Below are 22931 nucleotides of genomic sequence, written 5' to 3' on the forward strand. Positions count from 1 at the left end.
CATAATGGGTCGTCGGTGACTATTCATACACCTGACCATACGGCATGATCCGTTCTAATGAGACCGGAGATTCTGTTCCCCTATTACACGTCTTTAGCCGCCCTGAAAGGGGTCGGACCTAAAATTGCGCCGCTTTTGATCAAGCATGTCGGAGCCTTTATACGTGATCTGGTGTTCACCCTGCCGTCTAATATTGTGGAACGCCCAATTACCACACTTAAACTGGCCATAGTCGGTCAGGTTCAGACCATATTGGTCACAATTGATGGCTACCCTGCCAATTTGCGCGGCCCCCAAAGAATACTGACCTCAGATTCAGAGGGCGCGCTGCAAATCGTTTACTTTCATAAAATCAGAGGCTTTGAAAAAAAACATCCCATTGGGTGTAAGCGTTGGGTGAGCGGTCGGGTCGAAAGCTTCAACGGAACCCTACAGATTACTCACCCCGATTATGTGGTTGATGAAGACAGGGTTTCAGACATTCCGCGTTATGAAACGGTTTATCCGGCGACTCAGGCCGTAAGTTCACGAATGATGCGCCGTTTCGTGAGCGCGGCTTTATCAACCCTGCCCGACCTTCCGGAATGGCTTGACCCGGAAATTATACGTAAAGAAGGCTGGTCAGGATTTAGTGATGCTTTGCACAGGGCTCATGCGCCCCAGTCAGTAGGTGATATAAACTCAGACCATCCCTGCCGTCGTCGTCTGGCCTATGACGAAGCGCTTGCGCACCAACTTGCCCTGAAAGCGCGGAAGGCTACGCGTCAGGCCAGCCCAGCTCAGAAAATGCCCCGTCACAGCCTCGCCGACAAAGCTCAGGCAGGATTGCCATTCGCATTTACCGGCGCCCAGCAGCGGGCACTGGGAGATATCCGTAACGACCTGATGTCAGGTTACCGGATGAACCGCCTGATCCAGGGCGATGTCGGCTCCGGAAAAACCTTAGTGGCCCTCATGGCCATGATCGATGTGGCGGAAAATGGCTTTCAAAGCGTCATGATGGCACCTACTGAAATTCTGGCGCGTCAGCATTATGAAAAAGCCGTACCGGTACTGGACGCACTTGGACTGGCCTCCGTCTTGATGACAGGGCGCGATAAGGGCGCTATCCGGGAGCAAAAACGCACCTTAGTGGCCTCTGGCGAGGCTGCAATCATTTTTGGCACCCACGCTGTATTTCAGGAAGGCGTAGACTTCAAAGGGCTGCAACTGGCGGTCATTGATGAACAGCATCGCTTCGGCGTAGGGCAGCGCCAGAAGCTGTTCCTGAAGGGCGACAGTGTGCATTATTTATCAATGTCGGCGACGCCTATCCCGCGCACCCTGGCCCTCACCGCCTATGGCGAAGCCGATCTCAGCATCATTGATGAGAAACCCGCCGGACGTCAGCCTATTCAAACCGCCGTCATTCCACGCGCCCGTCTTGGCGATGTGTTTAACCGGCTTAAAACCGTACTGGCAGAAGGCGCTCAGGCTTACTGGATTTGCCCGCTGGTCGAAGAGACTGCCGAAAGCGATATGATTGCGGTGGAGGCCCGTCACCGCGCACTTACCGAAGTGTTCGGCACTGAAATCGGTCTGGTTCATGGTCGCATGCTATCAATCGATAAAGACAGTGTGGTCAGTCGCTTTGCCTGCAATGAACTCAAGCTGCTCTGTGCTACGACGGTAGTTGAAGTCGGCATTGATGTGCCAAACGCCACCATAATTATCATCGAACAAGCCGAGCGATTTGGTCTGGCGCAACTGCATCAGTTACGTGGGCGTGTAGGCCGCGGATCCGCCAAAAGTGTATGTATTCTGTTATATGACGCACCTTTAAGCAAATCGGCTCAGGCCAGACTTGAACTCTTACGTGACACCGAAGACGGTTTTGCGATCGCCGAAGCCGATTGGAAACTACGTGGTGAAGGCGATGTTTTAGGTGCTAAACAATCTGGTTTCCCGGACTACCGATTTGTTGATGGTGAAAAGCATAGCGATTTGATCGCTATGGCGGCCCGTGATGCTGTCTATATATTGCAACGGGCATCTTCCTTACCGCAAACGCGGCAGCAAGCCCTTAACGTCTTAAAAAATCTGTTCGACTGGAGGCCGGAAACCTCAGATAAAAATGATTAATTCGTTTTCTCAGACGCAATCGCGCGTGCCTTTTGATTGTATGGAAAGCTGTATAGCCGATCACGGAAATCAGTTTTCAGATCGCCGTAGAAAAGATTGTAACTGTTAACCTTCATTCGCGCGATCCACGTCCCCTCGTCCCGGAACGTCGGTGAATTTGGCCTTATTACATAAAGAACCCCGCCACGGCAGCGCGCACTGACTTTGCGTGAAACCAGAGCCGGCGGTGTATCCCATTCAAGCCCGGTCGCATTTGCCGCCCCCAGGCTTTGGCGCTCATCGATGTCCTCTTCGGTAACGCCACCCGTCAGCGGATTTACGCAAATAGTCTCCTCTTTGCCGAGGACAGCAAGATTGTTGTTCTCATTCCAGATCAAGGCGCGCCGCTCAGCCTGTATAGCCTGATCCGGGCGGCCGTCATCCACACTGAGATAGGCCACTACACAACCTGTTTCAGAGCGATTCGCGCAGGCTGTTACGCCATTTGTGGCCTTATAAGCTGAGGTTGGAACAAGGGTTTCAATCATGTAACCTGCGATAAACTGCGAAGACAGTCCTGCATCGGACATGATTTTGCTTCTGATAAGACGATCGACCAACACGCCGCCCTGCTCTACGCCGACAACCACAAACCCGTGCGGACTGCGCCGCTGCTTTAGAAAGGCCTCAAAGGCTTTTTCAACATCGCCATAGGCGAATTGCCGGGCTTCGCGAGCATCCTCACGCCGGGTCAGCATGCTGTAAAGACTGGCCTGCCGGTAACGAGGCGCATAGATATTACCTTCGCTGGCAAAGGGTCCGGCATAATTAGGTAGCTGCACCTGCTCGATTTCAGTAGCTGTCCCGCGGTCGTCGATTGGCCCAAGCCACGCTTTCCCGCCGGTATAGGTCGTGGCATGGACGAAGAACACGTCCGCCTTGCGGGTCGATAAGCCTCCCGTCAGGGACGGATTCATATACCACGCCGTTGCCTTGCCGTAATCCGGCGCCGCAGGACGGCGATAGGTCTGGAACGGAACCTTGGGATCGAGATTATGGCGTTTTATGTCATCGCTAAACATCATCAGCGCCAGAGCTATTACCGACGCTAACGCTATAAGCGCAATTGTGGACCAATTGCCTTTAAACCACCTCGGTTTCAGCATGAATACGCTATGGCCTCGTTTAGTTGTATGATCATCATAGGCTCAGTCATCACGGAGACAAGACACCTCAGGTTTCACATAATGACACAACCGTTAAATCTGCTTAGCGTGAACCTTGTAAGTCTCTTTCGGCCAGCGTTTGTGAGCCCAAAACCATTCTTCAGGGCGCTTTATAACGCACGCCTCAACAAATTTACTGACCTTACAGACCGTGGTTTCAATGTCAGTGCCGCGATTTCCGGTATCATCAACTTCTATAGGGGGATGGACGATCACACGGAACCGGGCTTTGTGCGTACGCTCAACCGACATAGGCTGCAATACCGTGCCAAAGCGCATAGCCAGCCGCGTAGGCCCCGGCGCAGTGTACACAACGCTATCGAAAAATGGTGTGGGAACGCCTTTGTTGAATTTCTGATCGTTCATCAGGGCAACCGATTCTCCGCGCCCCATTGCCAGCAAAAGGTCTTTGGCACCATCACCGCCTTTCGGGGCAAACAACCTTACACCATAACGAAAACGACCGTCTTTAATGCGTTGATCTACATAGGGATTATTTGCCGCCCGATAGGTCATAAGGCAGGGAACTTTGTAATCAACAATAGTTGACGGCATAATCTCCCAGTTCGCAAAGTGACCTGAAATAAAAACAACCGGCGTGTCCGCATGCGCCAGCGCTTCAAGGCGCTCACCGCCGATCACTTCTACACGCCCGTTTGACATGCGGATTCGATCCATGATTGGAAATTCCGCAAACGTCCGGCCTAAATTTTCCCATTGGGCGGTGATAATGCTCCGCTTCCAAGCTTCATCGTGATCAGGAAACGCGATATCGAGATTACGGCGTACCGTTTTCTGTACGCTGGTCAGGGGGCCAAATACCTTCAACAGCCATCCGCCAAGATCAGAGGCTGCATCAACAGGCAAGGCGCGAATTACGGCCACAAACAGGTCGTAAAAAACCGCCTCTATCCGCCAGCCTATATCCTGAAAAAATGTAGTTTTTTTAAGGGCCATAGATGGGTGAACTAATATAAAGTTTTAAAGGTCATGACGCGTCGCCGTTCCAGCTCAAGCCGTAACGGGCTGATGCATTTTAAGCTTTGACTTGGCTATGGCGTCAAACTCCAATAATTCCGAAACCAGCGCTTCAAACTGGCTCAGCGGCACCATATTCGGGCCATCAGACGGGGCATTATCGGGATCTTCGTGAGTTTCAATGAACACACCCGACACGCCAACAGCAACCGCCGCACGCGCCAGCACAGGCACAAATTCACGTTGCCCACCTGAAGACGTTCCCTGCCCGCCCGGTTGCTGAACCGAATGGGTAGCGTCAAATATAACCGGGCACCCGATCTGCCCCATTATAGGTAAGCCACGCATATCGGAAATCAGCGTATTGTAACCAAAAGACGTTCCGCGCTCACAGGCCATGGCATTCGGATTGCCCGCACTGTTGATCTTGGCGATGACGTTTTTCATATCCCAGGGGGCCAGAAACTGGCCCTTTTTAACATTTATAGCACGCCCAGTCTGTGCAGCCGCAATCAGAAGATCCGTTTGCCGACACAGAAAAGCTGGAATCTGAATGACATCAATGACGTCTTTTATGATGTCGCAATGCGCTGATTCGTGAACATCAGTAAGCGTGGGCAGGCCCGTCGCCTCACGGATTTCCTGAAAAATTTCCAGCGACTTTTCCATGCCGATACCACGTTGAGCGCTGGCTGAGGTTCGGTTAGCCTTATCGTAAGATGTCTTATAAATCAGCCCGATATCAAGCCGATCAGCAATATCCTTAAGCGCGTGCGCCGTTTCAAGCGCGTGTTCGCGGCTTTGCATCTGGCACGGACCGGCGATGATAGCGATTTTGTGAGCGCCGCCAATGACCACAGGCTTTCCCCATGGGGTTTTCACATTAATAACCGCATTCGGCTGTACCAAGACCTGCAACTCCTGAAAATTTTGTGGGACGCTAATCCCGGAACATGATTTTGACGTATCAAATGGTTGCTGCCATTCGCTTTGGCAAGCGCTTTTTGAGAGTATCCGATCTATGAACCAAAAACAGCCAAATAATGACGCATCCAATATACCCGCCTGTATGTTGTGGTTCCGATTTGATCTGAGGCTACGCGATCACGAGGGTGTCCGGCTGGCCCTGACCTCAGGCTTACCCATTATTCCGATTTACATATATGACGAAACCTCAGGCACGCGCCCCATGGGGGCAGCCTCAAAATGGTGGCTGCACAGATCGCTTATGGCTTTAAGCGCGGATTTGAAACAGCGAGGAAGTCAGCTAATCATAAGGCGGGGTGATACAAAAGAAATTCTCACAGAGTTGTGCGGAAAATATAACATTAAAATAATAGTTTGTTCGCGAAGCTTTGATCCTAAACTTGAACTAGAGGATGACACATTAGAGAGCCATTTTACGGCTCAGTCGATCCGTTTTAATCGACTAAACACCAGCCTGCTGTCTCCGCCTAATCATATTCGCACCAAGACCGACGAGCCTTACCGCGTATTCACCCCCTTTTATCGGGCATTGGTGGCTGCGGGTTATACCGAACCGGTCATACCTTCGAATCAGGCATATGATTGGAACGCACCAAAGCGCTGGCCCGAATCAGAATCGATTGATGATTTAGGCATCAGTCACACGAAAACCGCTTCGGGTTCTGACTGGGCTGATGGCTTCGATATCTGGAAACCCGGCGAAAACGGAGCCCTCAACAGACTGGATGACTTTATTGAGCATGGTCTTAGATACTATGCCGACTATCGCGATAGGCCGGATATGGACGCCACCTCAAAGCTTTCCGCCCATCTGCGTTTTGGAGAAATCAGTCCTCACAGAGTATTAAAAGCCATTCACGACACACAGTTTCTCCACCCCAATCTGGCCATTCATGCTGATAAGTTGCGGTCGGAACTGGTTTGGCGCGAATTTTCCTATGGCCTTCTGGCTCAACAGCCGAGACTGCATGAGGCGAATTTCAAAACCGGATACGATGGTATTGAATGGCGCAATAATACCAAGGAGTTCAACGCATGGAAACGCGGGTTGACCGGCTACAGTCTGGTAGATGCCGGGATGCGTGAGCTATGGCAGACAGGAACCATGCATAATCGCGTGCGTATGATCACCGCCTCTTTTCTGATCAAGCACCTTTTGATTGACTGGCGGTGGGGTGAGAAATGGTTCTGGGATTGTCTGGTTGACGCGGATCCGGCCAATAACCCCGCAAGCTGGCAATGGGTGGCGGGCTCCGGCGCGGATGCGGCGCCCTATTTTCGGATATTCAACCCCATCACTCAGGCCGAAAGCTTTGACCCCAAAGCACTTTACCGGAAAAAATATGTAACCGGCTTCACACTAAATAGGCCTGAACAGAAATTGAAAAAAACAACGGGCGGCCTGTTTGATGCCCTTGAAAGCGATTTAAATCCGGCACCCATTGTCGATCACGCTTTTGCACGGGAGCGCGCGCTGGAAGCGTTTGATAACCGCCATAAATAGGCTAGACATATCATATCCATAAAGCTCGGAGCCGACATGTCCTCATCTCAGATCGGTGTTGAATGCCTCTCGAAATTACTGACAAGCCGCGACGTCAGAATCATTGATGGCAGTTGGGCGCTGGATGGATCAGATATGCATGCCGCGTTTCTGAAAGAACATATCCCCGGTGCTCAGCTTTTTGACATTGAGGCCATCAGTGATCGCAGCACCCATTTACCGCATATGGCGCCTACCCCCGATCAATTTGCAGAAGCAATGTCTGATATGGGGATTTCTGAAGCGGATCATGTGGTTGTCTATGATCAGCAGGGCCTGTTCTCAGCCGCCCGCGTATGGTGGACATTTAAACTGATGGGACACCCTAAAGTTCAGATTCTGGCAGGTGGGTTACCAGCCTGGAAGGCCGCCCATATGCCTGTAACTGAAGCCATAGATAATAAGCACCGCACCGCTTACAAAGCTGATTTTAAAGCAAATATGGTCATTGGGATGGATGAGATTTTCTCAGGCCTGCCCCATGATCAGTTTATGATATTTGACGCCAGATCCCGCGCGCGCTTTCACGGCCTGACACCTGAACCGAGGGACGGATTACGCAGCGGCCATATCCCTCAAAGCCATAGCCTGCCCTACACCGAGCTTCTAACCGAAGGCCGCCTCAAGCCCAGGGAAGAGTTGCAGGCTATATTTACCCATATGGGTTTGATACCAAATCAGACCGCAGTCACGACCTGCGGCTCCGGCGTTACAGCCGCGATTCTGGCGCTTGCACTGTATGAAATCGGCCATGAGGCTGTGAGGCTTTATGACTGTTCATGGGCACAATGGGGACAGGAACATCTTGATACCCCCGTCTCCGTTTAGCCTAACGCGCGGGCGGAGCATAAATTAGGCCCGCAGGCGCGCCATTCCACTGCGCATTAAGCCCACGATCCAGATTAAGCGGCGAATTACGGCCAATATTTCTATCGAAAATCTCACCGTAATTACCGACCCGCTTTACAATATTATAGGCCCATCTGGCATCCAGCCCCATACTTGCCCCCCAGGCACTGTCGCCACCCAGAAGTCGTTTAGCCTCTGAGTTTTGAGTCGTTTTTATTTTGTCGTCGATGTTTTGTGACGACACGCCATACTCTTCGGCCAGAATGGTCGTATTTAAGGTCCAGCGGACAATGTCATCCCACTGCGCATCCCCTTCGCGTACAACGGGCCCTAAAGGCTCTTTGGAGATCACGTCCGGTAAAATGACGTGGTTTTGTCCATCATCCAGTGTCGTTCGCGCCGCCGCCAGTGCCGATATATCGGAACTGAAAGCATCACATTTTTCAGCTGTGTATAAGCTGCGCGCCTCATCCTCGGTCGCGACAACGACCGGCGTATAGTTGATGGATTTGGCCCGAAAATAATCCGCCAGATTAAGCTCCGTCGTGGAGCCACTCTGCACACATATACGGGCACCGTTTAGCTCTGTTGCGCTGTTCAGCCTCAAAGACCTGCGCACTAAAAAACCCTGCCCGTCATAATAGTTTATACCGGCAAAATTCAAGCCTTCCGAGGCGTCTCGCGATAAGGTCCAGGATGAATTGCGCCACAGAACATCAATCTGCCCCCGTCGCAAGGCCTCAAAACGCTTATCCGTCTCCAGAGGGATGTAATTAACGCGGTCAGGGTCACCAAATATCGCCGCAGCCGTGGCCCGGCAAAAATCAACATCAAAACCCTTCCATGTCCCGCGGTTGTCACGATATGAAAATCCGATTAACCCCGGATGGACACCACAGTTTAACTTACCCCGCGCGCGCACGGCTTTTAGAGTCGCACCGTAAGTACTTCGTACAATCTTATCCGTTGAAGCTTCATTTTCAATGGGTTTAGGCGCTGATGCCGAACGCTCTTCAGACGGGTCGGGCGTGCATGCGGCAACGAACATCACGGCGGTAATAATAACCACCAGGGCCGTACCTGTCAGATGAGTAAAATGCCGCGACGGCATCAGGACACCTTTGATCCACAAAAGGTAAGCTCAAACCTTAGGACGCTTCAAAAGGCGGGTCAAAGATAAATAGCGGGTAAACCAACCATTTTATAGTTCAACCAGATAACCATTGGCGACCCCGGCAGGATTCGAACCTGCGACCGTCCGCTTAGAAGGCGGATGCTCTATCCAACTGAGCTACGGAGTCTTTTATGGCGCTTAAAGCCTTAGTGCGTCCAGGACTGCCTGCGATTGTAGGCGAAGTTATCAGCATAGGCCTTGATAATCTTGGGCGGCACTTCCGGCTCTATCAGCCGGAAGGCAATACCGTGGTGCTCGGCATAGTTTACGGCCTGATCCTTGGTTTCAAAGGTCAGACGCACTTGCGCACGCGTATCGGCAGAACTAATCCACCCCATAAGCGGGTCGGGGTGGCGCGCTGATGCAGGCTCAAACTCCAGCACCCAATCCTGGGTCTTTGCCTTACCCGATTGCATAGCGGTTTTGGCGGGTTTGAAAATGCGTGCAAACATACTCACGTCTCCTGCAAGAATCCGGGAAGGCTTCTCTTTGGCTAGTTACTATCAAAGTCCGGCAAATGCAAATCCGGCCACAGGGTTTGTAACATTAAAAAAGCGGCTCGAAACGAACCGCTTTTTTAATGGTCGGGGTGAGAGGATTCGAACCTCCGGCCTCCTCGTCCCGAACGAGGCGCGCTACCAGGCTGCGCCACACCCCGACGCTTTGGGAAGCGGTTGTTTAGTCGCAGCGCATTTCTTTGGCAAGAGCTCCGCATACAAATTCTTTTAGGTTTTTATTTTTCGGTGGAAACCTGAAACTCAGGTATAAAAAAAACGGCTCGAAACGAACCGCTCTTTTTAAATGGTCGGGGCGAGAGGATTCGAACCTCCGACCTGCTGCACCCAAAACAGCTGCGCTACCAGGCTGCGCTACACCCCGACGTCTCTTATGCAGAGAGGCGCGCTTATTGCCACTTAAGCCTTTAGGCCGCAAGCCCTATTTAGTTAAGACTGGGCGGTTTTATGGGTTTGCCGCGAAAAAAGGGTGTATAATCTGATCTCCGACCTTGATACCCAGTTTGTCAGCAAGCCCTCCCTGAATTTCAAGCACCCCTTTGGCGGGCGCGAATGATGGTAACGGGGTTTCGTCAAACGGTTGCGCCTGCTTTTGAATGGACACAATCCGGCCCTCAGAGGAAATATAAATAATATCAAGAGGAATAACCGTATTCTTCATCCAGAAGGCACGCTCGGATGTATCCGGAAACTCAAACAGCATCCCCTGAGTTTCCGGCAGATTTTTACGATACATCAGGCCCTGCTCGCGCTCAGAAAAGTCATCAGCGATTTCAACCCGGAACTCATGTACGGCGGTCGGCGTTTTTACCGTTAATGGCTCAAGTGACGAATACGGCTTTATCTGAGCATTGTCAGTAAGCGGTTTTGCACATGCGCTAAGACCGGCGAACGCCACCGCCACAGACAGCATAACTGCGGTCAGGGACGATCCCGCGGAGCCAGTTTTTAGATGAAGATTCGGCATAAAAAATACCTTCCTGAATAACTCAGGAAGGTATGACATAGAGCCCCACTTATGGCCAGAGCCACCCGGCCACAATGCAATCAGGCAAAAGCTTTGGGCTGGACTTCCGTAACCACCAGGCCTTTAGGGCCTTCCCCAAAACGAACCATGATAATTTCACCTTGCTGGACGTCTTCGAGCCCAAAGCGGCGAAGCGTCTCAATATGGATGAAGATATCGGTTGGATCGTTTCCGCGCACGACGAAACCGTAGCCTTTGGTACGATTAAACCATTTGATCGTGGCGGCTTCTAAGTCACCCACGGTTATGGCGTTTACGGCGGCACTGGAATGAGGCTTTGCATCTGAAAGGGTCGAACGTACCGGCGAGACGGCACCTTGCTCGCCCAAATGATCAATCTGAATAACCTGCCAGCCCTTAGCACGTTTAGCTATTTTGCAGCTTATCTCCGCACCTTCGTTAGCCGAATCACGGCCAATGTCACGTAGACTTGAAATGTGCAAAAGCACATCACGCATGCTGGTAAGTGATGAATCCTGCGGGACGATAAATCCGTAACCTTTGGTTGTATCAAACCATTTGACATGACCATTGATTTCGACGAGCGGCTCAGCTTCAGCCCGATTATTCAATTCGTACAAACTCATAATCCCTCACCACGCCATATAAACTTCATCAAGTATAAATATTAATAACACGGATATCCCAAAAGAGGGAGGCCCTTTTGATTCTTTTTCTCAAAAAATGCGAAAGTATCCCCCGTGCAACAACCCCCGGTAACCCTACACAGCCATCACGGCTTAAGGTTAATCGAACGCGTAATATATATATTAAATTTAGCGAATATGTCAGTCTTGTTTCAAAACCTTTGCGATAGTGGCTTAAAATCAACACTATCGATTTTCAGGGAAACAGAGAAGAGTGCTGGCAGTCCCTAGGGGAGTCGAACCCCTCTCTTCAGGTTGAAAACCTGACGTCCTAACCGATAGACGAAGGGACCGCGTGCGCATCTATTAAGCCGGTTAACCGGCAATCTCTTGGCAGTCCCTAGGGGAGTCGAACCCCTCTCTTCAGGTTGAAAACCTGACGTCCTAACCGATAGACGAAGGGACCGCATCAAGAGGTGCGCTTGATAGCGTCACAAAATAAACGATGCAAGCCTTATTTTTGGTATTTTACATCGACTTGTGAATATCTAACTTCGGGCCTGGGCGACGTCCTCGATCTCAAGCTGCACCCCTCTGCGGCCCATATAATCGTCCGCTTTCAATCGTCCGGCGACATGTACCCGGCCGGGCGGACGAAGCAACATCTCTCCAATAGCGGTATCTTCCGCGCGCCAGGCTATAGCCTTTATTCTATGGCCGCGGTCATCATCCAGTTGAACCCGAATGTGGCCGCCCTTCATGACCGTCGCATAGCTGACAAGCATATGAGAGAGGGCAAACACGGGCTCCGGGTTACCTTGTCCGAACGGTGCCATAATCTCAAACTCCTCCAGCAGATCACGCGTAGCCCCGGCACAGCTTAGGGCGGCGTCTATTTCCAGCCTCTCCCGCACGGCCTCATTACCTACTTGCTGGCGCACCTGCGCGTTCAGAAAACTGCGCAGATCATTGATACGATCGCGCATCACGCTCAAACCCGCCGCCATGGCGTGACCGCCGCCGGAAATGGCGATACCGGCTTCAAAGGCGGCCCCCACGGCATGACCCAGATTTATCCCCGGCTGAGACCGCCCGGAGCCCTTGCCAATCCCCGAAATGGGATCAATGCCGATGACGATAACCGGCTTACGCCAACGCTCACGCAAACGCCCGGCCACGATTCCTATGACCCCTGGATGCCAGTCCTCATGAGCCACAATGATCACATCATCGTCCTTAGTCAGTAGATGTTCGCGCTCAGCTATGGCAATTGCCTGCTCCAGCACTTCAGCTTCGACCTCACGACGTGTCTTGTTGAGTTCATCCAGTTCCTGCGCCAGAAGCCGAGCTTCACTCGCATCATCAGTTGACAGTAGCCGCACCCCAAGATCGGCGCGCCCTACCCGGCCGCCAGCGTTTATCCGCGGACCAATGACAAAACCTGAATGAAAAACGCTCATCAGGCTGTTGGCGCCATCCTTTTGTTTAAGATCCAACCCCGTCACTTCAATCAGTGCCTTGATGCCGGTATTATCAAGGCGCGACATGACCTTAAGCCCCTGAGAGGCCAGCGCGCGGTTAAAGCCGGTAAGCGCCGTGACGTCACAAATGGCCCCGAGGGCCGCCAAATCCAGCCACTGGCGCAAATCCGGTTTGGCGCGTGCGGCAAAAAACCCTCGCCGCTCGGCTTCACGATTGAGGGCGGCCAGCACCACGAACACAACACCCGCAGCCGCCAGATTGCCTTGCCCGGACTGACAGTCCGGTCGGTTAGGGTTTACGACGGCCAGACATTTCGGTGGGGCCTCACGCATCAGGTGGTGATCAATCACAACCACATCAAGGCCAATGGATGCCGCATACTCAAGGGCATGATGCGCCGAAGCCCCGCAATCAACCGTGACCACCAGATCAGCACCATTGGCTTTTAATGTATCAAAGGCCGCGACTGACGGGCCATAGCCCTCCGTCAGCCGGTCAGGCACATAGACCTGAAGTTCATGGCCCATATGACGATACCAGCGCACAAGCTGGGCGGCACTGGTCGCACCATCGACATCGTAATCCGCAAAGACATAGATCGACTTCTTATAGTCCAGCGCATCCAGCATGGCCGCAACCAGAACCGGCATGTCCGCAAACCCTTCCGGGTCGGGAAATAAGGCTTTCAAGGTCGGCTGCAGATAATCCTCAAGCCCCTCTGGGGTAATACCGCGACCCGCAATGGATTGGGCTATTGGCTCCAGATACGCTCCGGCTATCTCGCCTTTCATGGCAAGCAGATTTGTGATCCGATGCACATCATCTGATGGAGTGTTCAGGCCGTGACGTTGGCTCCAGATGCGCCCCGTTGCGGAACGGCTTACATCAAGATAGGCGGTAATAGTCTGAGAATCTGGCGTCACAATATGTCCATCAAAGGGGCCTGCGCATCGACAGCTTACGGATCGTGCGGGTCTTTGACATCATAACCAGAGTCTCAGTTGTTACAAACGCTTCCCCGCGTCCCGACTGTTCTTTTTGAACCCCCTTTAAAAGGGCACCGTGGGTTACACCGGTCGCTATAAAAACAGCATCAGAGCTTACCAGATCGTCCAGCATGTATTTGCGGTCAAAATCAGTTACCCCCAGTCTGACGGCGCGACCGCGTTCATCATCATTTCTAAACATCAGACGCCCCTGAAACTGCCCGCCGACGCATTTTAAGGCGGCGCAGGCCAGAACACCTTCCGGGGCTCCACCCTGCCCCAAATATATATCTATTGCGGTTTCAGACTGAGCCGTGTGAATAACGCCGGCCACATCGCCATCTGTAATCAAATGGACGCGTGCGCCTGATTTACGAAGTGACGAAATGATCTTTTCGTGACGGGGCCGATCCAACACGCAGGCCACGATTTCATTGACCTTTACACCCTTGGCCTTGGCAAGGTTATGAACATTTTCTTCCGGCGTTGCATCCAGATCGATCGTGCCTTCGGGATATCCGGGACCGATAGCGATTTTGTCCATATAGGTATCGGGCGCATGTAAAAGCCCGCCGCGCGGGGCAAATGCGATCACTGCCAGCGCGTTAGCCATGGCCTTGGCCGCCAGCGTGGTGCCCTCTAGTGGATCAAGGGCTATATCAATCTGCGGCCCCTTGCCTGTACCTACGGTTTCCCCGATATAAAGCATCGGCGCCTCGTCGCGCTCCCCTTCGCCTATGACGATGCGGCCATCCATATCGATAGAATTGAGTGCCGTGCGCATAGCATCAACGGCGGCTTGATCCGCGGCTTTTTCATCACCGCCCCCTACCTGAGAAAACGCCGCAATAGCGGCTTCCTCAGCCACCCGCACGACATCAAGGCTGAGCGTAAAATCTGTAATTGGCATGTTTTTTCTTATACTTCCTGGCCTGAGTTTAGTTTTTTAATTATGTTATCTATCTGGGGACGGCGGGAGGACTACCCTGGCGCGGGCAGACAGAGCAAACTGATGGATGTCGCCGCAATTGTTCTTTGTCACGGGCTGGCTAAGATCGGCATTGAGACGCGCACGTACGCTTGAGCTGTAGGATGCAGGATCGATAGCATCCCACTTAAGACCCATGACGGCTTGCTCCAGCGCATCTTCGCGAGCTTTGATATCGCTCACGCGCTGTTTGATATCGGATGATGTCGGAATATTATCAGGTGCCGCGGGGAAATTGGACCACTTGGGAAAGCCCCTTTCATCACGCTCAATATCCCTGACAACTGTCGCGGTAGGCATTGGCGGAGCGGGTGCTGGCGCATCTGACGTAGTGACTAAAGGTGCCGCCGCCACAGAAGGCGTGTCGGCACGACAGATAACATCGCCTCTAAGAGGGGCCTGTGTTTGCGAAAATGCCGAATGCGGCAGCAGGCCTAATGCACTAAGCGCAATAACCGAAATGTAACGCTTGTTCATATTCGCGGCTCCTTTGTGTGAGCTTACCATACGCCCTCACCAGATCGGCAGTAATAAAACCCTATGACACGATCTGAAAGGAAAAAATGACCTAACGATGTCACACAAACTGCCCATCGCATGATTATGTTGATATGATCACTCAAAGGTCATGATTCATAGCAAAGGGATTTACATGCCGTCTGCCCGCCCCCCTAAAGCCAAGTCCCATATTGGCTCTGCTCCGAAATTACAGACCGAAACAAAAACATTAGAAAAAGAGAATAACAATAAGACTAAAAAGGTTTTATTTGCTAAAGAAGATGCCTCCTCGCGTAAGGCGCTTCCGAAAAAATCCACTCCCAAAGCATCGACAAAGCCAACTCCAATTGAGGCAGAACCTCACAAAACGTCTCAGCCACAGGCTGATGTACCGAACGACGGTCCGGCTTCAGCATTTAATCCGGATGCCCTGAAAAATCTTGAGGATTTGTCGCTAAATCTGGCCAAGGCGGCGATGACGGCGCAGAGTGCTTTGGCTCAAACCCTGTTTCGGCCTCATGATGCAACGGATAATGTGCCGTCCGATCCGTTTCAGGTCGGCCCCGCTATGACCACGGTGGCTAATGCTCTGGCCTCAAATCCTGATAAGCTCGTTAATGCGCAAACCGAACTCATTACTGGCTATTTACAGCTTTGGGCCGCCATGACCCGGCGCAGTCTCGGCGCCGATGATAATACCGAAATGCCCTCAGCCAAAATCAAAGATAAACGGTTTTCTGATCCGCGTTGGGAGCAAAATGTCATTTTCGATATGATGCGGCAGTCATATCTGTTGTCGTCTAACTGGTTAAACAACCTTATTTCATCCGTAGAAGGCATTGATCCCATTGCCAAAAGGCGTGTCGAGTTTTTTACAAAACTGGTAACGGATGCCTTTTCGCCATCAAATTTTCTGATGTCTAACCCGGCTGCCCTTGACACCCTGATGAACACAAACGGCGAAAGTCTGGTCAAAGGTATGCAAAAGTTTGCCGAAGATCTGGCGCGCGGTGATGGTAAACTCAAAATTTCGCAAGCCGATTACGCACATTTTGAAGTTGGCAAAAACGTCGCCACGACGCCGGGTAAAGTTGTTTATCGAAATGCCTTTTTTGAGCTATTGCAATACACGCCTACGACTGAAAACGTGCGTGAAATCCCCCTGCTCATTTTCCCGCCATGGATCAACAAGTTCTACATACTTGATCTACAACCTAAGAATTCTCTAATCAAATGGCTGACAGATCAGGGATTTTCAGTTTTCGTGACCTCCTGGGTAAACCCCGATGCATCTATGAAGGATGTCACCTTTGAAGATTACCTTACCCAAGGTGTTTATGAAGCCACAAAGCAAGTCATGGCGCAGAGCGGCACCAAAGCCGTTAATGCTGTCGGCTACTGCATTGGCGGTACATTGTTGGGCACAGCTCTGGCGCATATGGCGGCCAAAGGTGACAACAGCATAGGCTCAGCCACCTTTTTTACGGCTCAACATGACTTCTCCGAAGCTGGCGATTTACTCCTTTTTACCAACAATGCCTGGATCGATGAGCTGGAGCGGCAAATGGATGCGGCGGGCGGGGTTTTGCCGGGTGCGGCTATGGCCGATACCTTTAACGCTTTGCGCGCCAATGATCTGGTCTGGTCATTCTTTGTGAATAACTACCTGATGGGTAAGGATCTTACGGCATTTGATCTGCTGTGCTGGAACGCCGATCAGACGCGAATGCCCAAGGCGTTGCATATGTTTTATCTGCGTAAATTTTACAATGAAAATGCCCTGTCCAAAGGTGAGCTAGAACTGGGCGGCATTAAGATTGATCTTAAAAACGTAAAAATTCCGGTATTTACTCAGGCCGGTCGCGAAGATCATATTGCCCCGCCTTTGTCCGTGTTTAAGGGGGCGAAAATGTTCGGCGGAGACGTGACCTATGTTCTGGCCGGGTCAGGACATATTGCCGGTGTCGTCAATCCACCCGCCGCTCAAAAGTACATGCACTGGATCAATAAAAATCTGTCTGCAGCGCCAAGCTATGATGACTGGTTCTCGAAAGCGGCCGAGCATCCCGGATCATGGTGGCCCTATTGGGCTGAGTGGCTGCATGCCAAATCCGGCGATTGGGTTGAAGCGCGCGATCCCTCAAAAGGCCCGCTTAAACCCATTATGGACGCACCGGGCAGCTATGTGATGGTCAAATCTTAAGCTGAACTTGTATATTGTATACATTTAAATTAAGGGTAAGGTCGTATTACCGGAGCTAAGATATGACCGCGACCATTACCCTAGATGAAGCTTTAAATCTTTCGATTAATGTCCTAATAGACAATGGTTTTTCAAAAAATCATGCTCAATCAATAGCCAGGGTTATATGGGCCTGCCAGAGAGACGAATGCCAATCTCATGGTCTTTATCGGCTGCTCGTGTGCGTTCATACCCTACGTTCCGGCAAGGTTTCGCCAGATGCAGAACCCGAAATCAGTGATGCCGCGGACACGCTCGTGCGCGTGGATGCCAAAGGGGCCTACTCTCTGCTGGCTTTTGACATGGGTCGCCCGCTTTTAGTTGAAAAGTCCAAACGCCATGGCATGGCAGCACTTGCCATCAACCACTGTTATCACTTCTCGGCTTTGTGGCCTGAAATTGAGGCCATCGCGGCGGAAGGGCTAGTAGCTATTGCGATGACCCCAAGCCATAGCTGGGTTGCGCCTTACGGGGGTACCAAGGGCGTGTTCGGCACCAATCCCATCGCGTTTGCGTGGCCAAGACCGGGCGGCAACCCATTTGTCTTTGACTTCGCCACCAGTGCGGCCGCCCGCGGCGAAATCGAGCTTCATCGTCGGGCCGGTAAAGCTATTCCCGAAGGTTGGGCCGTCGATAAGGACGGCAACGCCACCACTGACGCTGAGGCCGCAATGAGTGGCGCCATGCTAACCTTTGGTGGGTATAAAGGCTCGGCCCTTTCGGCCATGATAGAACTAATGGCAGGCCCGTTGATCGGCGATTTCTTAAGTCTGGAATCGCAGGCATACGATGCCGGTACAGGTGCCACGCCATATCATGGCGAACTAATCATTGCGATTAATCCCAAAACTTTCATGGGGCCGGACTGGGCGCGGCATACAGATCGCGCTGAAGCGCTTTTTAATGCGATCATCGACCAAGGCGCGCGCCTGCCGTCACAGCGACGCTATGAAGCCCGCGCCCGCAGTCTTGAGACCGGAGCTGTAACGATCCCGGCCAAGCTATATGAAGACATTTTGGCTCTGTTAAAGCCGTAGTATAATCGTTTCCACGATCGGGCGGCGGTCCCAGATATTCTGGGCCGCTTTTTTCAGTACGCGCGCCACGGTTGTCTCAACCGTGACATCATCATCCCGTTCTTCCGGCGACAATTTTTGCAGCGCCTTTTCAACCAGATCGCACATATTTTCCAGTTGATCGGAGATGGTGTCGTCATCTTCAAAGGCCAGCCCCAAACCGCGGACTTCGACAATCGAGACCAGTTTGTTTTTACGATCCAGCGCAAACGAGCAAAACAGCATGCCATTATGAGCAGCGTGACGGCGTTCGCGCAGAGCGTCAGCGCCTTCGGGCACCAACATACCACCATCAACAAACAGGCGCCCTGCATGCACTTCATCTATAATTTCAGCCCGACCGGGTGCCAGGCGCACCATATCGCCGTTTCTAGGCGTAATCTGTTCTGGCACGCCGATTTCAGCGGCTAAGGCGGCATGTTTCTGCAGATGTCGGCGCTCACCGTGGGTAGGCACCGCAATACGTGGACGCGCCCATTCATACATCTGACGCAGTTCGTCGCGTGCCGGGTGCCCGGAGACGTGAATGCCCGGATGATCTTTTTCCGTATGAATTTCAACGCCTAAATCCGACAGGCGATTTTGCAGGGAGCGAATGGAAATTTCATTGCCTGGAATAACCCGCGATGAAAACACACAAGCATCACCGGATTTGAGTTTGACCAAGGGGTGATTACCGTCCGCTATCCGCGACAGAGCTGCCCGCGGTTCGCCTTGAGAGCCGGTGCACAGATAAAGCACTTCGGTGGGCTTCATTTTGGAGGCTTCGCCTTCGGTCACAAATTCACTGATCCCGCTCAACAGGCCGACGTGTTTCGCCGCCGCCGTCATGCGGTGCATGGAACGGCCTACCAGACATACCCTACGACCGCAGGCTTCGGCGGCCCGGATTACGCTGTCCATCCGCGCGACGTTAGATGCAAAGCAGGCCACAGCCACCTTGCCTTTCAGGGTCTTTATCACCTTAGCCAGTTCGTCACGAACGCCAGCCTCTGAGCCTGATGCACCTTCGACAAACACATTGGTAGAATCGCAGATCATGGCCAGCACGCCGTCATCCCCCAGCTTTGTGATGGCGCTGATGTCGGTCGCTTTGCCGGTGATCGGGTCGGGATCTATTTTCCAGTCACCGGTGTGCAGGATCGTCCCTAACGGGGTGCGGATAGCCAGCCCGTTTGGCTCAGGTATCGAATGGGTTATTGTAATGTAATCAATCTCAAATGGCCCAATCTTAATGCTACCTCCTAACGGAACTTCGGTAAGATCAAAATCATCGACCCCAGCTTCACGAAGCTTTTCCCGGATTAGAAATGCCGTAAAAGGCGTGGCATAGAGGGGCGCTTTAATCTTATCCCACAGCCAGCCCAAGGCACCGATATGGTCTTCGTGGGCATGGGTCAGCACCACACCTAGAATGGTTTCGCCTTCCAGAAATTTCGGATCGGGTACAATGACCTCAATGCCGGGCGTCGTCAGGTCACCAAAGGTCACGCCGACATCAACCAGAATCCATTGCCGGTTATCTTCTGGCCCGAAGCCATAGAGGTTCAGGTTCATGCCAATTTCGTTCGAGCCGCCAAGCGGCAGGAACACGAGTTCATCTTTATGTTTTTTCATTTTTTCTTTTATGCTTTTGAAGCGCCTACGGTGCGCTGGTAAATTTCAAGGAGCCCACGCAGGGTCAGATCAGGATCAAAGTGGTCAATTTTGTCGGTTGCGCCCTCAAACAGAGAGGCAACACCGCCCGTTGCGATTACACTCATTTTTTGACCATACTCTGCCTGAATTGAGGTCACAAGGTATTCAATCAGACCAACATAGCCCCAGAATATGCCCGACTGCATGGCCGAGACTGTATCTTTGCCGATTACATGAGCCGGTCGTTCAATTGCAATGCGCGGCAGTTTAGCAGCCGCCAGATGGAGTGCCTGAACCGACAGGTTGATACCGGGGGCAATCGCGGTGCCCTCCAGCGCGCCATCGGCCGCGACAACATCAAAAGTAGTCGCAGTACCGGAATCGATCACGATCAATGGGCCTGAATAGGCGATGTGCGCGCCTATGGCATTGACCAAGCGGTCAGCCCCCGCCTCTTTCGGCTTATCGATCCGCACCTCGATCCCGAGGACGGTATTGTCGCCGACGACATAGGGTTGCTTGTTAAAATAACGCTGCGCCAGTTTGCGCAGATTAAACAAAGACTGCGGCACGACCGAGGATATGATGCAGTCGGTTATCGATTTGAAATCAAGACCGCTCATCTGCAGCAATTGGTACAGGTAGACGGCATATTCATCCGCCGTCTTGGTCGAATCGGTCGACGCACGCCATTGCGCTACCCAGGTTTCCCCATCATGGACGGCAAACAAAGTATTGGTATTGCCCTGTTCTATGGCAAGCAGCATATCATTTCTTTCGCCGGTTCCGCAGTGAGTTGCGTCCGTTAATTGTCCCTATAGGCAATTTCACCACCACTAAAGTGATGAACCACGCCGGATGCATCCATGATCTTCAAGGCACCATATGGGTCAAGGCCTTGCAGTTTGCCATTGATGGAGCCGCCCGCATCCTCTGCCTCGATCAGATGATCACGGCCATAGGCCTGTTCAAGCCAATCCTGAGCGACATGGCCAAACCCCGCCTCCTGCCAAAGCTTTAAGCGCTGATCGAAATAGACGCTCAGGTCTTCAAGCAACAGTAAGGGATCAAAATCTTCGGGTGTCAGAACGACGTGCTTAAGGGCCGCCGTGGCATAAGCTTCGAGTTCCGGCGCCGCAGCGACATTCAGACCAATGCCGACGATGATGCCGAGATAGCCTTCGACCTCGGTAGGCTCACTCTGCACTAAAATGCCGCACAGTTTTTGGTTTTTATAGAGGATATCGTTGGGCCATTTGATCGCCAAGTCAGCCTTATCACGCACCAGCGGCCGCAATAGATCTGTAACGGCAAGGGCTGCAACAAACGAGAGTTGGGTCACATGACCTACGTCTAAGCGCAGTAAACCGTACCAGGATGCCATCAGGTTCCCTGAAAAACCTAACCACGCCCGCCCCCGGCGACCGATGCCGTCCGTTTGCATCCGAGCCTGAATCCAGCCTGATCCAACCACTCCGGATCGCAACCGTTCAACCGCCAGCGTCTGGGTGGACGGCAGGACATCAAAAACTTCAATTCGGGACGAAGAGTAAGATGCCATAGTCGCCGACCGTACCCGGACACCTTTCTTTATTTAAGACCAAAACTGCTGGCCGCCATTTGCGCTAACGGATCAAGCCAGTGAAGGGCCAACATAGCAATCGGAAATGCAAACGCCGCGGCGCCGTAGGCAATCCATTTGGCCTCAGTCGGAGCTTTATCCAGTTCATCGGTCGGGGCATCAAACCACATGACCTTAAGGATGCGCAGGTAATAGAAGGCAGACAGAACCGATGCGGCCAGACCAAGTGCCGCGAATGGCCATAAACCTTCGACCGCCAAAGCTGAACCAAAGATGTAATACTTGCCCCAGAATCCACCCAGTGGCGGCATACCTAGTAACGACAACATCAGGATGGTAATAACGATAGTCATGGGCATGCTGATTTTAGACATACCAGTCAGATCGGCAACATTTTCAACCGGCTGGCCTTTGCGCGACAGAGCCATTTGCACGGCAAACATGCCGAGCGTATCGACCATGTAAAGCACCGAAAACAGCAACAGCGCCTGAACGCCGTATTCAGTACCGGCGGCGATGGCCAGCAACGCATAACCCATATTGGCGATAGATGAATAGGCCATCAGACGCTTGATGTTCTTTTGCATCAAACCGCCTAAGCCACCGACGATAAACGACATAACCGAAATGGCCAGAATGACCTGACGCCATTGCTCAATCGAATCCTCAAAACCGCCCATAAGGACACGGGCAATCAGCACCAGAGCCGCAAATTTAGGCGCGCCTGCCGCAAAGGCCACAACCGGAGTTGGTGCGCCTTCGTAGACATCCGGCGTCCACATATGGAAGGGCGCTGCTGAAATTTTGAACGCCAGACCACAGATCAGGAACACCAGACCAAAGATCAGGCCCGTTTGTTGATTAGCTGCCGCCGCGACCGCAATATCATTGAAATTCATTGAGCCGGTGAAGCCGTATATCAGCGACGCACCGTACAACAGCAGGCCTGACGACAGGGCTCCAAGTACGAAATACTTCAAGCCAGCTTCGGAACCCTTCGGATCATCGCGACGGAAGGCGGCCAGAACATAAAGCGCCAGCGATTGCAGTTCGATACCGATATAGAGCGCAATCAGGTCACCCGCCGACACCATCATGCTCATACCCAGTGTTGCCAGCAGGATCAGAATCGGAAATTCAAAGCGGCGATTGTCGACGCGGTCAAAATAGCCCTGCCCCAGCACAATCACAAAAACGCCCGCGATGTAGATAAAGACCTTGGCAAAGGCGGCCACGCCATCAATGACAAACGAGCCGGAAAACGCCGTGCCGTGTTCAACAAAAGCTGCAAAATAGGCCGCCGCAATAAGCACTACCCCGCACAAGGCGCTGACCGATGTCATACCTTTGTCGCCACGGAAGGCACCAAATACCAGAATAACCAGCGCACCTACAGCGATGATCAGTTCTGGCAGCGCCAAATTCAGACCGAGGTTCAAGTCCATATCAAGCC

19 protein-coding genes and 5 tRNA genes are annotated in these 22931 nt (G+C 52.3%); 5 read left to right on the forward strand and 19 right to left on the reverse strand.

All coding sequences use genetic code 11. The features are described from left to right. The first annotated feature begins 57 nt into the window (after nt 1-57). Nucleotides 58-2121, forward strand: a complete 2064-nt coding sequence (gene recG / locus OVA03_RS02795; protein WP_267526685.1) for an ATP-dependent DNA helicase RecG — start codon at nt 58-60, stop codon at nt 2119-2121. Here recG and OVA03_RS02800 read toward each other — a convergent pair. The 3 genes from OVA03_RS02800 to kdsA form a co-directional block, all read right to left on the reverse strand. Further along, on the reverse strand, nt 2118-3266 hold the full coding sequence (locus OVA03_RS02800; protein WP_267526686.1) for a DUF3089 domain-containing protein: 1149 nt from the start codon (nt 3264-3266) through the stop codon (nt 2118-2120). The genes recG and OVA03_RS02800 overlap by 4 nt on opposite strands. 93 nt (nt 3267-3359) lie before the next feature. After that, the gene (locus OVA03_RS02805) at nt 3360-4283 is read right to left on the reverse strand and encodes a lysophospholipid acyltransferase family protein (protein WP_267526687.1); all 924 of its coding nucleotides are present in this window, start codon (nt 4281-4283) and stop codon (nt 3360-3362) included. Between the two features lie 54 nt (nt 4284-4337). Next, a complete protein-coding gene (gene kdsA, locus OVA03_RS02810) occupies nt 4338-5222 on the reverse strand; it encodes a 3-deoxy-8-phosphooctulonate synthase (RefSeq protein WP_267526688.1) in 885 nt (294 codons plus the stop codon). Between the two features lie 103 nt (nt 5223-5325). Here kdsA and OVA03_RS02815 point away from each other — a divergent pair, with 103 nt between their 5' ends. Beyond that, a complete protein-coding gene (locus tag OVA03_RS02815) occupies nt 5326-6795 on the forward strand; it encodes a cryptochrome/photolyase family protein (protein ID WP_267526689.1) in 1470 nt (489 codons plus the stop codon). Between the two features lie 36 nt (nt 6796-6831). Continuing rightward, on the forward strand, nt 6832-7662 hold the full coding sequence (sseA, locus tag OVA03_RS02820) for a 3-mercaptopyruvate sulfurtransferase (RefSeq protein WP_267526690.1): 831 nt from the start codon (nt 6832-6834) through the stop codon (nt 7660-7662). 1 nt (nt 7663) lies between these two features. On the opposite strand, the gene OVA03_RS02825 is transcribed toward sseA, so the two are convergent. The 12 genes from OVA03_RS02825 to OVA03_RS02880 all read right to left on the reverse strand — a co-directional run bounded on the left by OVA03_RS02825 (nt 7664) and on the right by OVA03_RS02880 (nt 14919). Further along, nucleotides 7664-8794, reverse strand: coding sequence for an amino acid ABC transporter substrate-binding protein (locus OVA03_RS02825; protein WP_267526691.1), 1131 nt, complete (start codon nt 8792-8794; stop codon nt 7664-7666). 113 nt (nt 8795-8907) lie between these two features. Continuing rightward, a tRNA-Arg gene (locus tag OVA03_RS02830) sits at nt 8908-8984 on the reverse strand. 19 nt (nt 8985-9003) lie between these two features. Continuing rightward, nucleotides 9004-9309 (reverse strand): ETC complex I subunit, encoded by a 306-nt coding sequence (locus tag OVA03_RS02835; RefSeq protein WP_267526692.1) that lies wholly within the window; start codon nt 9307-9309, stop codon nt 9004-9006. A gap of 129 nt (nt 9310-9438) precedes the next feature. Next, nucleotides 9439-9515 (reverse strand) — tRNA-Pro (locus tag OVA03_RS02840). A gap of 144 nt (nt 9516-9659) precedes the next feature. Next, a tRNA-Pro gene (locus OVA03_RS02845) sits at nt 9660-9736 on the reverse strand. Between the two features lie 81 nt (nt 9737-9817). After that, entirely contained in the window at nt 9818-10378 is a 561-nt protein-coding gene (locus OVA03_RS02850; protein WP_267526693.1) for a DUF192 domain-containing protein, read from the reverse strand. Between the two features lie 41 nt (nt 10379-10419). Continuing rightward, entirely contained in the window at nt 10420-10986 is a 567-nt protein-coding gene (locus tag OVA03_RS02855; protein WP_267526694.1) for a cold-shock protein, read from the reverse strand. A gap of 278 nt (nt 10987-11264) precedes the next feature. Further along, nucleotides 11265-11339: transfer RNA gene (locus OVA03_RS02860), tRNA-Glu, on the reverse strand. A gap of 38 nt (nt 11340-11377) precedes the next feature. Further along, a tRNA-Glu gene (locus OVA03_RS02865) sits at nt 11378-11452 on the reverse strand. 82 nt (nt 11453-11534) lie between these two features. Next, complete coding sequence (gene recJ, locus OVA03_RS02870) at nt 11535-13259, reverse strand: single-stranded-DNA-specific exonuclease RecJ (RefSeq protein WP_267527768.1); 1725 nt, start codon at nt 13257-13259, stop codon at nt 11535-11537. 142 nt (nt 13260-13401) lie between these two features. Further along, on the reverse strand, nt 13402-14364 hold the full coding sequence (gene glpX, locus OVA03_RS02875; RefSeq protein WP_267526695.1) for a class II fructose-bisphosphatase: 963 nt from the start codon (nt 14362-14364) through the stop codon (nt 13402-13404). Between the two features lie 45 nt (nt 14365-14409). Further along, on the reverse strand, nt 14410-14919 hold the full coding sequence (locus tag OVA03_RS02880) for a hypothetical protein (protein ID WP_267526696.1): 510 nt from the start codon (nt 14917-14919) through the stop codon (nt 14410-14412). A 175-nt stretch (nt 14920-15094) separates the two neighbouring features. On the opposite strand from OVA03_RS02880, the gene phaC reads away from it, so the two are divergent. Both phaC and OVA03_RS02890 read left to right on the forward strand, forming a co-directional pair. Then, a complete protein-coding gene (gene phaC / locus OVA03_RS02885; RefSeq protein ID WP_420710464.1) occupies nt 15095-17143 on the forward strand; it encodes a class I poly(R)-hydroxyalkanoic acid synthase in 2049 nt (682 codons plus the stop codon). A 62-nt stretch (nt 17144-17205) separates the two neighbouring features. After that, nucleotides 17206-18219, forward strand: coding sequence for an Ldh family oxidoreductase (locus OVA03_RS02890; protein WP_267526697.1), 1014 nt, complete (start codon nt 17206-17208; stop codon nt 18217-18219). On the opposite strand, the gene OVA03_RS02895 is transcribed toward OVA03_RS02890, so the two are convergent. The 4 genes from OVA03_RS02895 to nuoN are packed head-to-tail and all read right to left on the reverse strand — an operon-like array spanning nt 18208 to nt 22923. After that, on the reverse strand, nt 18208-19875 hold the full coding sequence (locus tag OVA03_RS02895; protein ID WP_267526698.1) for a ribonuclease J: 1668 nt from the start codon (nt 19873-19875) through the stop codon (nt 18208-18210). The genes OVA03_RS02890 and OVA03_RS02895 overlap by 12 nt on opposite strands. 8 nt (nt 19876-19883) lie before the next feature. Next, nucleotides 19884-20663, reverse strand: coding sequence for a type III pantothenate kinase (locus tag OVA03_RS02900; RefSeq protein ID WP_267526699.1), 780 nt, complete (start codon nt 20661-20663; stop codon nt 19884-19886). A gap of 38 nt (nt 20664-20701) precedes the next feature. Next, on the reverse strand, nt 20702-21457 hold the full coding sequence (locus OVA03_RS02905; RefSeq protein WP_267526700.1) for a biotin--[acetyl-CoA-carboxylase] ligase: 756 nt from the start codon (nt 21455-21457) through the stop codon (nt 20702-20704). A gap of 29 nt (nt 21458-21486) precedes the next feature. Beyond that, on the reverse strand, nt 21487-22923 hold the full coding sequence (gene nuoN, locus OVA03_RS02910) for an NADH-quinone oxidoreductase subunit NuoN (RefSeq protein WP_267526701.1): 1437 nt from the start codon (nt 22921-22923) through the stop codon (nt 21487-21489). Between the last annotated feature and the right edge of the window lie 8 nt (nt 22924-22931).

Source organism: Asticcacaulis sp. SL142, assembly GCF_026625745.1.
Classification (GTDB): domain Bacteria; phylum Pseudomonadota; class Alphaproteobacteria; order Caulobacterales; family Caulobacteraceae; genus Asticcacaulis.